At 54.6% G+C, this 11,795-nt stretch carries 14 protein-coding genes; 5 read left to right on the top strand and 9 right to left on the bottom strand.

Translation table 11 applies throughout. The annotated features are described in order from the left end of the window. The first annotated feature begins 156 nt into the window (after positions 1-156). Genes ACFSSA_RS07955 through ACFSSA_RS07935 form a run of 5 tightly spaced genes read left to right on the top strand, consistent with a single transcriptional unit; the run spans position 157 to position 3,872 of the window. Entirely contained in the window at positions 157-1,731 is a 1,575-nt protein-coding gene (locus tag ACFSSA_RS07955; protein ID WP_386819901.1) for a glycine--tRNA ligase, read from the top strand. A gap of 60 nt (positions 1,732-1,791) precedes the next feature. Beyond that, a complete protein-coding gene (locus tag ACFSSA_RS07950) occupies positions 1,792-2,028 on the top strand; it encodes a ferredoxin (RefSeq protein ID WP_386819900.1) in 237 nt (78 codons plus the stop codon). 5 nt (positions 2,029-2,033) lie between these two features. Continuing rightward, the gene (locus ACFSSA_RS07945) at positions 2,034-2,420 is read left to right on the top strand and encodes a DciA family protein (RefSeq protein WP_386819899.1); all 387 of its coding nucleotides are present in this window, start codon (positions 2,034-2,036) and stop codon (positions 2,418-2,420) included. Positions 2,421-2,478: 58 nt separating this feature from the next. Further along, complete coding sequence (locus ACFSSA_RS07940) at positions 2,479-3,516, top strand: HAD hydrolase-like protein (protein WP_386819898.1); 1,038 nt, start codon at positions 2,479-2,481, stop codon at positions 3,514-3,516. Next, the gene (locus ACFSSA_RS07935; RefSeq protein ID WP_386819897.1) at positions 3,513-3,872 is read left to right on the top strand and encodes a dihydroneopterin aldolase; all 360 of its coding nucleotides are present in this window, start codon (positions 3,513-3,515) and stop codon (positions 3,870-3,872) included. The genes ACFSSA_RS07940 and ACFSSA_RS07935 overlap by 4 nt, the downstream gene beginning before the upstream one ends. Before the next feature lie 46 nt (positions 3,873-3,918). Here the strand turns inward: ACFSSA_RS07935 and ACFSSA_RS07930 are convergent, their stop codons facing one another. The 9 genes from ACFSSA_RS07930 to ACFSSA_RS07890 all read right to left on the bottom strand — a co-directional run. Beyond that, entirely contained in the window at positions 3,919-4,530 is a 612-nt protein-coding gene (locus tag ACFSSA_RS07930; protein WP_386819896.1) for a hypothetical protein, read from the bottom strand. 36 nt (positions 4,531-4,566) lie between these two features. Further along, the gene (locus ACFSSA_RS07925) at positions 4,567-5,895 is read right to left on the bottom strand and encodes a hypothetical protein (RefSeq protein ID WP_386819895.1); all 1,329 of its coding nucleotides are present in this window, start codon (positions 5,893-5,895) and stop codon (positions 4,567-4,569) included. Next, positions 5,895-7,337, bottom strand: a complete 1,443-nt coding sequence (locus ACFSSA_RS07920; protein ID WP_386819894.1) for a tetratricopeptide repeat protein — start codon at positions 7,335-7,337, stop codon at positions 5,895-5,897. The genes ACFSSA_RS07925 and ACFSSA_RS07920 overlap by 1 nt, the downstream gene beginning before the upstream one ends. Before the next feature lie 16 nt (positions 7,338-7,353). Beyond that, the gene (locus ACFSSA_RS07915) at positions 7,354-8,004 is read right to left on the bottom strand and encodes an energy transducer TonB (RefSeq protein WP_386819893.1); all 651 of its coding nucleotides are present in this window, start codon (positions 8,002-8,004) and stop codon (positions 7,354-7,356) included. After that, positions 8,004-8,411 carry an ExbD/TolR family protein gene (locus tag ACFSSA_RS07910; protein ID WP_386819892.1) on the bottom strand — a complete coding sequence of 136 codons (408 nt, stop codon included), beginning with the start codon at positions 8,409-8,411 and terminating at the stop codon, positions 8,004-8,006. The genes ACFSSA_RS07915 and ACFSSA_RS07910 overlap by 1 nt, the downstream gene beginning before the upstream one ends. A gap of 16 nt (positions 8,412-8,427) precedes the next feature. Beyond that, positions 8,428-9,036 carry a MotA/TolQ/ExbB proton channel family protein gene (locus ACFSSA_RS07905; protein ID WP_386819891.1) on the bottom strand — a complete coding sequence of 203 codons (609 nt, stop codon included), beginning with the start codon at positions 9,034-9,036 and terminating at the stop codon, positions 8,428-8,430. A gap of 21 nt (positions 9,037-9,057) precedes the next feature. Continuing rightward, positions 9,058-10,512 carry a MotA/TolQ/ExbB proton channel family protein gene (locus ACFSSA_RS07900; protein WP_386819890.1) on the bottom strand — a complete coding sequence of 485 codons (1,455 nt, stop codon included), beginning with the start codon at positions 10,510-10,512 and terminating at the stop codon, positions 9,058-9,060. A 3-nt stretch (positions 10,513-10,515) separates the two neighbouring features. Beyond that, positions 10,516-11,298, bottom strand: a complete 783-nt coding sequence (locus tag ACFSSA_RS07895) for a DUF3450 family protein (protein ID WP_386819889.1) — start codon at positions 11,296-11,298, stop codon at positions 10,516-10,518. A 79-nt stretch (positions 11,299-11,377) separates the two neighbouring features. Further along, a partial coding sequence (locus tag ACFSSA_RS07890) for a hypothetical protein (protein WP_386819888.1) occupies positions 11,378-11,795 on the bottom strand: 418 nt, incomplete at its 5' end.

Below are 11,795 nucleotides of genomic sequence, written 5' to 3'. Positions count from 1 at the left end.
TGGGTTCGCCGCAGCATTCCGAGTGGGAGTATTTCCCGCGCCCTTCTCCGCCTTATTTTAGAAAGGATTTCCAGCCATTGCATGCAGGATGATTGATGTTGCCCCCCTCAACTGCGTGTGTTCTCATCCGCGCTCCCGAAAGCGGGATATTACGATATGGCAAACAAGGATGTAACAGACCCGGTGCGGATGGAGAAAATTGTCTCTCTCTGCAAACGCAGAGGCTTTATTTTTCAAGCGGGCGAGTTGTATGGAGGACTGAACGGCTGCTGGGACTACGGTCCACTCGGCACGGAGCTGAAACGCAATCTCAAGGACTACTGGTGGCGGAAAACCGTCCAAGAGCGTGATGACGTGCTCGGCATGGATGGCGCGATTCTCACGATGGAGGCAGTTCTCCAGTCATCCGGCCATATCGGCGGCTTCAGCGATCCTATGTGCGATTGCCTCCTTTCCAAAGCCCGCCTGCGTGCGGATCAGATCGAGCCCCAATCCGGCACGGTCTATCATTTCAGCGGTGCAACCCTTCCGGAAGCGGAATGGAAATCGGAAAAAGCCTACTCGGTGCTGCAAATCACCGGTTACGATGAGGCAAAGACCCGCAAGACCGCTCGTGAATATTACGCGCAGTTCATCAAGGAATCCACGATGAGCAAAAAGGAGGCGATCAAAGCCATCCAGCTCCAGGGCGAGACCACCGAGCAGGTTACCGGAACAACCCGTTATAACCCGGAAAACGGCTCACTTCTTACCGAGCCACGTGAGTTCAACCTCATGCTTCAGACAAACTTCGGAGCCACCGGCGAGCAAATCGCCTATCTCCGCCCGGAGACGGCACAATCGATTTTCTGCCAATACAAAAACATTCTCGATTCGAATCGCGTGAAGCTCCCGTTCGGCATCGCCCAAATCGGCAAATCCTTCCGTAACGAAATCAACCCGCGGAACTACACTTTCCGCTCCCGTGAGTTCGAGCAAATGGAAATCGAATACTTCTGCCATCCGGATGACGGCATGCGCCTGACCGAAGAATGGCTCGAGACCCGTCTGGAATTTTACGCGGAAATCGGCGTGCCGCGCAACAAGCTGCACATTCTGGATGTTCCCGATGGTGAGCGCGCTTTCTACTCCAAGAAAACCTACGATATTGAATACGAATTCCCATTCGGTATCCAGGAGCTCGAAGGTGTGGCATACCGCACGGATTACGATCTCGGCGTGCACCAGAAAGGCGCGAACAAGCCTCTCGAATACTACGATGAGGAAACAAAAGAACGCTTCCTCCCCCACGTTGTCGAGCCATCCGCTGGCTGCGATCGCACCGTCCTCGCCGTTATTTGCGAGGCATTCGACGAAGAGGATCTCGGAAAAGACGGCAAAAGCGACGTCCGCACCGTCATGCGCTTCGTTCCGGCCATCGCGCCGATCAAAGTCGGCATTTTCCCGCTGATGAAGAAGAACGAGGAGCAGGTCCGCATCGCACGCGAAATCCAAAAGATGCTCCAGCCATGGATGAACGTTTTCTATGATGATGGTGGAGCCGTTGGCCGCCGCTATCGCCGCCAGGACGAGGTGGGCACGCCATTCTGTGTCACTGTCGATTTTGAGACACTTGGTGAGGAAAAACCGGAATTCAAGGACACCATCACGATTCGCCACCGTGACTCCATGGAACAGGAGCGCCTCCCGATCGAGGACCTTCTTCCGTGGCTTTTGGCACGTGTGCGCTAAATTGAAGTTGCATCCCGCCCCTTCCCCATGCATCGAAGGGGCGGAAATCATCTACAGACCATGGCAGACAAAGAAGATAAAAACGAAGAGAACGTCGGCGGAACATTTTACGTCGATAGCCAATGCATCGATTGCGATCTCTGCCGTGAGACCGCACCGAACAACTTCACCCGTGCGGATGACGAAGGGTATTCCTACGTTTTCAAACAGCCCGAGAACGATGACGAGATCGAGCAATGCCGCGAAGCCATGGAAGGCTGCCCCGTCGAGGCGATCGGCGATGATGGCAACGAATAACTCCCATGGCCGCGCCTAGGAAAAAGAAACCGACGCGCAGGGAAGGCATACACGAGGATCTGATGCGCGAGTGGCTTGGCTGTGAAAAGCCAAGCGATCTCCGCGCGAACATCACCGAGGCCGGTGATTGGGTGGACCAGATCCTGAAAAAGCAATTTTTCGCTGAAAGCCTCAATGAAGAGGAGGTCAAAAGCGGCTGGAAGGAGATCGCCGGGGATTTTATCGGAGCCCACACAGAGCCGGTCTCCGTTAAGGAAGGCCACCTGGTGCTCCGCGTGACCCAGCCAGCCATGAGATTCCATCTTGAGCAAATGAAGCCGGAGCTACTGAGGAAGATCAAAGCCAGATTCGGCACAGGAAAGATCAAATCGGTTAAATTCACATTGGGCTGATAGGCCCGGGACACCCGCCGCATCCGCTTCCTTATCCGGCGCTCAATTAAAACTCATCATGTTCAAAAATCTTATCTTCGATTGGTCTGGAACCTTGGTGGACGATATGGGTCCCGTGATCGAAGCCACAAATGCCGTGCTCGGGAAATATGGTGTCGCTCCGTTCGACCGTGAAGGCTTCCGCCGTAATTTCCGCCTACCCTACCGGGAGTTTTATGAGGAACTTCTGCCGGGAGTCGCGCTGGAGGAATTGGAAGCGCATTTCCGTCCCGCCTTCGATGGAGCCACCAGCCTTGTCACCGTTCTGCCGCATGCCCGGGAGAAGCTGGAATGGGCAAAATCCCGCGGAATGAGAATGTTTGTCCTCACCTCGATGGATGCGGATGCCTTCGCGCGGCAATTGGAAGAATTCGGCATGAAGGAATTTTTCGAAGCCACGTATGCGGGAGTGCTGGATAAGCGGGACCTGATCGCTCACATCCTCGATGCCAATCAACTCTCAAAGGCGGAGACCGCCTTCGTCGGCGATATGACCCATGACATCGAGACGGCGCGCCACGGTGGCATTTCCTCCATCGCCGTTCTCACCGGCTACCATCACGCGGAGGTTCTGGCGGGTGTCCGCCCGGACATTACCGTGCCTGATCTGGGCGTGCTGGTGCAGATGCTGGAGAAACGGGAGCCACGCCGCCCGGTCGCCACGGTCGGTGCTTTGATTCATGACGGCCAGGGAAAGCTGCTGATGATTCGCACCCACAAGTGGAGCAACATGTGGGGAATCCCCGGTGGCAAGATCGAACGGGGTGAAACCTGCGAACAAGCCCTCGTCCGGGAGATCCGTGAGGAGACCGGGCTGGAGATCTCCCGGATCCGCTTTGTGATGGTCCAGGACTGCATCGACTCCCCGGAGTTTATTCGCAACGAGCATTTTTTGCTTCTGAATTACCTGGCTGAAGCATCCTCCCACGCAGTGGAACTCAACGAAGAAGCTGAGGAATTCCAGTGGCTCGATTTAGAAAACGCATTGCAGCTCAATCTCAATCAGGCGACAAAAACTCTTTTGCAACAGGTAACCGATGCAAACTTACTACCATGATTGCTGATGAAATTGAGATCCGCCGCCTTCAGGTGCTGACCCATATCGGCGTGCCGGATGAAGAAAGAGCCACGCCGCAGATGCTTTGGCTCAGTATCTGGATGCGCCCGGCAAAAAGCTTTTCCGAGGCTGCGGACGATGTGGCAAACACGATCGATTATTACGAGGTATCCCTCCGGCTTGTCGAGCTGGCTGCCGCCAAACCGCGGAAACTCATCGAAACCCTGGCCACCGATAGCGCGGATTTCCTGCTCAAAACTTACCCGCTCAAGTCCGTGGACGTGAAGGTGGAGAAGCGAATTTTAGAAAATGCGGATTTCGTCTCGGTAAAAATCACCCGGCAAGCTGCCATCTGAGACAAGTTGCCGGGCGGTTGCCCTGAATACCTTTCCGAGCGCGCTATTACTTATAGCTTGCGTAGCCGCGTGGGGAAACGTGCTGGAGCATTAGATTCACATTGTGCCGGAGCGCTGCTGCGAGATTCACACTCTTGGCATTCTTGCCGCCAAAGCGACTGAAAAGATCGCGTTTTTCCGCATCTTTTCCTTCGGTGATCTTCTTCATCTCGATATCGAACCGGCTGAAGAGATCCATAATCAGCTCTCCGGTGCCATCGAAAGCCGGGGCCGTAGGAGTCGGTTGTCCCTCCACAGCGATAGGCGCGGCGGGAGCTTCCGGGCGGCGCACCAGACCGGTATCGATCGACTTCCTGCCGATTGTAGACCGCAGTTGCGCACTGATCAGAACGCCACTGGCATCGAACGTCATATCGATGTGTGAAACAGCACCTTGCGAGCCGAAGGCGAGCATATCGACCTGGGTCGAGATATACATACCTCCACCGGGCGTGGCTGTTATGGTGGGAACGTAGGTGCGGTAAGTCGCGTCCGTGAACTCGTAGGTCGCGGTGCGGTTTTTCGCCCAGCCATTGAGCTGCTGGCCGAAGCCGTCCGCATCGAAGTTAACGGCAAAAGCCGGAGTGATGAGCGTGAGCGCGAGGAGGATTGCTTTCATATCTTGTTGGTTGTTGTGGGAGGTATGTTCGGTTTTTCAGAAGGAGAGTTTCGCACCGGAATGCCAGGTGAAGGCATCCGTATTGAAATCACTGCCTGACTCGTCATTGAGGATGGAATATTCCAAGCCGTTCTGGATGACGAAGCTGTCCTTGTAGAGGTGCAGATTCGCACCGAGGTAAAAGGAGTGGAGTTCGTCTCCTATGAAGAAGGGTGAATCGTCGTAGCGGAGGCTGCCGGAAGTCCCGAAGGTGGAAACGACCGCCCCCGCATCATCCGATCCGGCGTATTGGTAGCGACCTACCAGGTTTAACGTTCCCGGGATCGCCCAATAGGTCATCCCCGCAGTCATGCCCCAGACCGTTGTCTCACCACGGGCGAGTTGGAAATCACCGGTAAAGGTGTAGCGTGCGGATTCCAATGCGACTCCTGTAGAGAATAGATGACGGTAAGCCGGGTTCTGCACCACCAGCTGGTTACCGTTCGCCGAGCGCCGTCCCACAATATTATACCCGCCGCTTTCTGATTCGGCCGCATCGAAGTTGTGAATATAATCCGCATGCCAGCGAGTGCGTGTAAGCGTATCGCCTTTTTTCGAAACCGAGCTCTTCGCTATACCGAAATTCAGAAATCCGTCCCCTTTGAAACCGGGCAGATCCGGGCTGTAGTCTCCGGAAAACCAGCCCATATCGTAATCAAAAACCTTCCCGGCATGATGGATACTCACGCCGAGCGCAGGCGCCGGTGCAACCAAGCTCCCCATCACCGTGCCGTGCGGATAAGGCGACAGCTGCGGCTCCACTCTGGATTCCGTGCCGAAGTTCGGACGGAATTTTCCGTAGGTTACCCCCGTGGTATCAGTCACTTGCGTGTAGGCCTTCAGCCGCTCCACACCCGCGTATTGCGAATCTCCCGCGAACTCCCCCACTGCCTCGATTTCGGTGTTATTGAAGGCACGGATACGGGCGCCCAGCCGGGCACGCCGGGTGCGGGTCCCATCCAGGCTCTTACTCGTCGCGGGAGTTGGCCCCACCGCATCGGTATCCGCACTCCCGAAGCTTGATTGAAAGTCAAAATAGCCGGAAATCGCCACCTGTTGCACCCAGGGATTGGCTGCGTTGTCATAAAGCACCGAGCGCGCCCAAATGGGATCCAAAGGGCTAGCCGCCCACTCCGGCTCCAAATAGATAATATTTTCCACCCGCTCCTCCGCGCTTTCTCCACCGGTCTCAGCCTCGGAAAATTCGCGGGGCGGCAGGAGGATACTGTTTGCATCCACCCGACCCTCCAGCACATCGAGCGCCTCATTCGCCGATAAAAGCGAGGCGGATATGAGTAAAAAATGTAGCGGGGAAATTCTCATCATTATGGTTGTTTTGCGCGATCCTCCTGGCGATCCGCGGCCCGGCGCACGCGCGAGGTGTATTGCTCAAGACTCTCGCTTTTCTTGATTGCCAGAGCCGCCTGCAAGTTCGGCAGAGCTTCCAGATAACGGCGCTCACGGACAAGCATCTGTCCGAGAGAAAGATTTGCCGAATAAGCGACATCTTCATTGCGGGCGGCGAGCTGGTAATTTGTCCGCGCCTCGACGACGAGCTCCGCACGAAGATCTTCATCATCCTCTTCCCGCGAGAGCAAATCCTTATGCCGTGCCAGCTGGAGAAGCACTTCCCCATTGGCCGGTTGCAACTCCAGCAACTGGTTCAAAAGCGCGCCCACACGGTCCGGTTGTTGTTTAGCCTGCGCCACAGAAACTTCTGTGAGCATCAGGCTGAGCTTGTCTTCATCCGAAATCGAGTCTCCCACCTTGTTTCTGACCTGCGTGATGAAATCATCCGCTTTATCCGGATAACCATAGTCACTGAGAATTTTCGCTGATTTCAATGTGCGGGAAATATCGAGCTTCTCGGATTTCTCCATCGCCGCGAGATACGCATAAAGGGCAAGCTGCGGCTCATTGCGATCCATGTAAAGATTCCCGAGCAGGTTGAGGTTTGATTCATCGGCGAGTCCTTTCAATCGGAGAACTTCCAGGTTCACTGTAGCTTCTTCCTTGCGCTCCATGGCGAGGAGCGCGTTGGTCTGTTGCAGCCACAACTGCTTATCGTTAGGGTTTTCCTCGATCAAAGATCCGATCAGGCTCGAAGACTCCGCGAATTTATCCTGCGCCATGAGCGACTGCGCGAGACCAAGCTTCCAATCCCGGGAATTCGGATCCAGCAAGTAGGCTTGCCGGTAGGCATTCTCTGCGGCAAGAGCGTTTTTCTTGAGCAAATGACAGTAGCCCAAAAGGCCATAGGCACGGCTGGAATTTTCACCCAGCTCGATTGCCTTCTGCAGCATCGGCAGAGCCTCATCCGTCATATTTTTCGAAATATAAAGGTAGCCGAGATTGGTATACGCCCGGCGGAAACGTGGAAAGCGACGAATGGCCTCCAGAAACGCCCGGCGCGCATCATCAGTGCGATCGGCCTGGAAATATAGGTTCCCGAGAACGAACACCATCGCCGGGCTGATCTCGCCTTTCGCAATCTCCGGGTCGGTTGGATTCTCCACCACCTGGATAAAACGCACAATCTCCCGCTCAGCCTCGCGGAAGCGGCCAGCCTCAAACATTTCACGGACCGTCACCAGCAGTGCCTGTTCCTCATTGGACACCTTTGGCTCCACATCGGAAAGGAAGCCGTAACTACCCACGAAATCGCGGACAAAGGTCGGGTCCCGGAAAAGGTTCGAAGGAGGAGTGATGCGCTCGGCCTGTAAAGCCGGGACGCAGAATAATGTGATAGCAATGACGGAACGGAACATGTGGAAAAAATAGTTTTTAGCCTTTTTTGACTTCGAAATTGAATGGGACGATGGCGATGGATTTCACCTTCTTACCGCCGCGGGTGCCTGCCTTGAACTTCCAGCGGTTCACGGCATTGATTGCCGCCTTATCGAGATCCGGATGGCCGGATGACGATTTGATTGTGGTGGCGATAACTTTGCCATCGGTATCGATGGTGCATGAGATGAGCACTCTTCCGCCGACTCCTTTACTGAGGAGTGAGCTGGGATAGGTTGGCGGCACTTTGCTCGTTGGCTGGGGTGGTGAATCAAGATCTCCACCGAAGGCATCGTCGCCCCCTTTCATGGAAAACTGGGGAATCTCCATAACAAATCCGCCGCCAGTGCCGACGCTGAGATCACCCAGATCTATTCCGAGGTCCAGATCGCTGGCCTCCTCCACCATCTCCTCCGGTTCCGGCTCTTCCTCCGGTTCTTCAGGAGGTTCCTCGGTCTCGAAATCCTGTTCTTCCGGCGGCTCGACAACAATTTCCGGCGGCTCCGCATCATTCCCGTCAAACATCACACTGAGTTTCTGCGAGAGAGGAATGGCTATGAAAACCGCAATGGTCGCGATAAGCCCGCCGATTACCGCGAACAAGCCGGTAAACGTTCCTCTGGGCGGACGATAGACGTGACGTGACATTATTTCGTGGAAACTGAAACTCTGTCCTTCATCGCGCCTGCAAGTAATGCCTGGCCGTGAACCTGTTGGACCAATCCGTGCGTCGCAGCCTTGTCCCCCTGAATGATGACCGACATGTCGGGAGTCTCAGTCAGCAGTGGCTTGATCTTTCCAATGACACCCTGCACGCCAATGCTCTCACCACCGTAGTAAACCTTGTCCTCCGCAGTTACGGCCAGGAGGATGGAATTTTTTTCCAACGCACTTGCCCCGCCCACATCCGGCTTGTTTACGGTGACTCCGGTTTCCTCGACAAACACAGTCGAGACAATGAAGAAGATCAGAAGAATGAATACGCAATCAATCATCGAAGACAAATCAACGTGAACGGGCTCTTCGGAATCGTCGCTTAAATTTCGGCCAAACATACAGGTATAAAAAGGATCAGATTTTGGTCTCGCGCTTGAAGCGAGTCGTGAGGATCAGGCATTCCAGCCTGGCAAGAGTCGCGGCAATACGGTCGCGTTTTGATTTCACAATCAGCCCGAGGAAAAGGCCTGGAAGTGCGATGGTCAGCCCTGTCTGTGTCGTGATCAGTGCCTGCTGCATTCCATCTGCCACCTTTTCCATTCCGGCGGGACCCGTGCCTTGGGCAAGGCCGGTAAACATCGCCAGCATCCCCATGACCGTGCCGAGCAATCCGGCCAGTGGTGCAGCGGCAACCAGCGTATTGATCACCAGGATACGGCGGTCGATGTTCGAAACGATGCTCAGCCGGATCTCATCGAAGCGGCGTCCTACGGTTTTTATAGTAAGCTTGGGACCATGAAGAACGTAGACCAGCGCCTCACCCAGACGGCCTTTCGCCTGATCGGGATGTTCGATCCATTGCTCCCATTGGTCAGCATCCTTGTCATTGAGGTTCCCCCGGTTGACGTAGGCCAATGCGGCAAAACAGGATGCGTATAAAATGCACGCCACTCCGCCGAGCATATACATGATGGATCCCCCTTGCAGGAAAAGGTTCCACCCGTCGTTGAAAATGCCGCTCATAATTCGGAATCTTGAAACTTATCAAGCCAGCGTTGGTGTCAGCTCCGTGTCATCGTCATCCGCTTCTTCCTGGGAGTTGGATTCGATCGGCTGCGCACCCTTTTCACGCTCCGTGGTTCCATTGATCAGTGCGATGGCGGCGCCCTCGATCTCGCCGAATTTCGCCTTGGTCATACTTTTGAGCAGACCGTGAACCACGAGAACCGGAATAGCGACGACAAGACCCTCTGCAGTGGTGATAAGAGCCTCTGAAATACCGGTGGTGAAATTCTTGGTATTCCCGGAGCCGTAGAGCGCCATCGCCTGGAAGGTTTTGATAATACCGAGAACCGTGCCAAGTAGCCCCATCAATGGGCCCGCAGCTGCTGTGAGTGCAAGGAACGGAAGAAATCTATCGAGATGCGGTTTGATGATGACCAGCTTCTCGAAGAGGGATTCCTCTAGCACTTTGCGTTTCTCATAAAACTTATCCACACCCACGCGGACCATCTCACCCGCTTCTCCCGGAATTGCGGAGGCACGCTTCATAGCCGCATCCTTTTTACCGGAAAGCAAATCATCCAGTATCAGGTTCAGCTCACGCCGGGCAGGGACTTTGAAACGAGAAACCTCGTAGACCTTGAAACCAGCGATAAGGAATGAGATCGCGCCGAGGATAAGAATCGCGTGGCCGACGTAGCCGCCCTTTTCAGCGGTCTGCCAGAGAGTCTCTTTCGCCGCCTCCACTTCGATCGCTTTACCCATTGATCCGTCCAACGGCAGCGTCCCGCTCATTTTATTGATCGTCCCGGAAATCTTGTTTCCCGAGTTTCTGATAGCAACAACCGTCGGGAGTGCCGTGCCGGTTTCCGCAAAGGTGGCGACTCCTTCGAAGTCTCCGTTTTTCTCTGCAAAGAAAACCGATGGCCCCACTACCAGCAGCTGTCCTTCCACGGACTCGCTTCCGTTGCGCAGGGCCTTACCTTCAAAACGGTGACCTCCGGCGATCTTTCCCAGCCGATCAATACCGAGCTCAAGGACTTTGATGCGTTCCGTTAGCTCCATCTTAGGATCTTCGGCGGCGGAAGCCGCCTTCTGATCGAGCGTATTGACCTTCTCCAGATACTCCTGGTTTTCACCCGGATGCAAACGTGTCACGAAGGCCTTGGAGTATTGACTCAAAATTCCGGACGAATAGTTGAAATCGGTTTTCCGCGCTTCCACCTCGCGCTCCAGAGTCTTCACCGTCGCAGTGCGGCGTTCCTCCTCACGCTGAAGCCCGCGCAACTCTTTGCCGAGTTTCAGAGCCTCATCATCAAGTCGATTAATATCGCGATAAAGCGAGCGGCGGAGATCCGCATATTCCTTTTTCGTATCGCCGAGTTCGCTCACCGCCTTATCAAGATCGGACTTCGCCGTTTCGATAGGGGTTTGGGCGCCGGCGATGGCTGTGGAAGCGATTCCAAGAATCAATGTAAAACGTTTCAGGGGGCTCATGATTTAAGGCTGGGAAAATGGGAGAGTGACGAATGCGGCATCGGCGTCGCCCGTGGTTGCCGCGATGAGGTGTTTGATTTCAGCGGCGAGCTCCTTGCGCTCCTCGAACTTCCATCCCTCTTTTTCCGAGGGATGACCTACGAGCGCCAGGCTACCGTCGTCATTGACGGCATAGGCCACGGCAAGGCCAAAATAGATCACCTGCATGTTGTATTCGTGACCTTTGTCATCGCTGCGCAGCTCCTGACGAAGGACGACGGTTTGCTGGAATTTTTCGATTTCAGCGGTGAGATTGATAAGATTGAGAAGGCGTTTCGAAACCCCCTCATTGCGTTTGTCCTCGGGGAGCTTGATATCGTGCTGAAGATCCTCGATCGCTTGGGCCACTTTTGGCTCGGAACGAAGCGGAGCAGGAATGAGCGGCAGCTTGTCCATCATGTTCTCCTCAAGGGAGCGGACCAATACCGATAACTCATCCTTGGCGGCAACAAATCTGTCGCGCTCCTGGGTCTGTTTCAAAGACTCCGCATCGGCGCCCGCCTTACGCGTCTTCGCATCGGAAATCTTTTCTTTCAGATCGATGATTTCCTTCTCAAGGCCTTCACGATAATTCTGTAGAACCTCCTGATCGCGGGTCCATTCATTTTCCTCTTCCTGGATCTCACGCATGGTGTCAACCCACTCGTTGACAGTGACGCGAAGCTCATCGGTCGGAGAAATCTTTTGTTCTTGAGCGCTCAAATGGCAGACCGTGCCAAGGCAAATAATGGGGAGAAGGTGACGCATGGTTTGAAATTCGTGGGGAGTAAAAAGGGGTCGCCGGCATTTGCCGACGACCCCAGTGTGACATTTTCGTCAGACAACCTTATGGTTGAGGAATACGGAAACGGTAGAACTGCTTGTCGCTAGGAACATTGTTAAGTTGTAACGTTGCATTTCCAGCCGGTGTGAAAGGAGGAACCAGATTGTTCGAGCTTTCAACAGGGATGGACAGGGTCACTGAGCTACCGGACTTCTGAACCACGATATCATCAGCACTCAGATCCTGGATGGAATCGGAAGTATAGAGCTCTGAATTTCCAAGCAACTGGGCAACGAGCGCAGGCTGTGCCAGGTTTGGATTGAAGCCGTGAGCTGCAAGCTTGGTTTCGAGGAAATCCGAAAGGCCATCTCCATCTGTATCTACATACGCTGGAATCGGATCCACTCCGGAACTGATATCGCCGAAGAAGCCTGCCTCATCGAGGTAGGTCCACTGGGCTGCCCAGTTTTCTGTGCCGAAC

The sequence above is a fragment of the Luteolibacter algae genome (genome assembly GCF_042683045.1).
Lineage (GTDB): Bacteria > Verrucomicrobiota > Verrucomicrobiia > Verrucomicrobiales > Akkermansiaceae > Luteolibacter > Luteolibacter algae.
Note: the sequence above shows the minus strand (reverse complement) of the source record. Positions and strands in the feature narration are given on the sequence as shown.